General features: G+C 45.7%; 1 pseudogene. It reads right to left on the reverse strand.

Going from position 1 to position 1,036, the window contains the following annotated elements:
- Positions 1 to 441 precede the first annotated feature (441 nt).
- Positions 442 to 1,036, reverse strand: a pseudogene (locus A3729_RS01770) (transposase); the annotation flags it as partial.

Below are 1,036 nucleotides of genomic sequence, written 5' to 3' on the forward strand. Positions count from 1 at the left end.
TCAAACGGACTCCGTAACAGTCGCACCTTTTTTGTTCCAAAAAAGTCGCCACAGTTACTACGCCGTTTAGCCGGGCGTTGGTATGACTCCCCACGTCAAGCAAACTGCACAAATTCCTGCCGATAGCACGGCCAGAGTTTTTTCTTTTTTAGTCAACTTCTTTTGTTTAAGAAGCATTAGCGCATCAGATGAAGCAGATAATTTCGACGGTTATCATGCTGGTATTCGTGGGTTGCTCTTTTTTTAAAGAACCTATCCGACCTTACTTTTTACGTCGTGGTGTCTGTCTTCAGTCTATGCTCGTGGATCAATGCGATGAAGCTACATTGCCTACCTAACGCCGTCGGTGATTACACCACACTCGTTGCTTGACCCAATGCGCTAACGCTAAACTCATTAAGCTGGTACTCTTGATAAACGTGTTTTTGGGTCGACCTTAAGTCAAATGACTTCTCGTGATATCGACCAGATAAAGGCAATCATTTCACGGGCTATTGCGGTCACGACCACATTGTAATTTTGACCGCGCTTCATAAGCCTCTGATATCGTTTTCACAGCCTTAGTTGCGCTTGCCATGCTTGATCGATAATCTCCTTAGGTAGACCTTCCTGTCTTACCTGCATTTCTTTGGATATTCGTGCGCTATACCGATAGCTGTGCGCTCCCTCAATCAACAGTTTCTGACGCGTCCATTACCGCACTTTGTAATGCTGCCAAGTTTTCGTTTATCGCGACTAGAATGCTCACTCGGGGTGAGCCCGACATAGCTCATTAGCTTTCTAGGCGTATCAAATCGGCTTAGATCACCAAGCTCACACACTACGCCTGTTGCGATGAGGAGGCGTATTCCACGCATCGCTTGTATTGCTTTAACGACAGGATAGTAGCGCCACTTCTTAACTTGATGAGTGAGCTCGTTGTCGAGTCGTTTTAATCGCTTAGTGCGCTCATCAATAGTCTGAATCATTTCTTGTAAAACGATTTGCTGGCAAGGGTGCGGAAGCACCATTTCGGTTAGCCATCGCATATGTTTTA

It is taken from the genome of Oleiphilus sp. HI0043 (genome assembly GCF_001634935.1).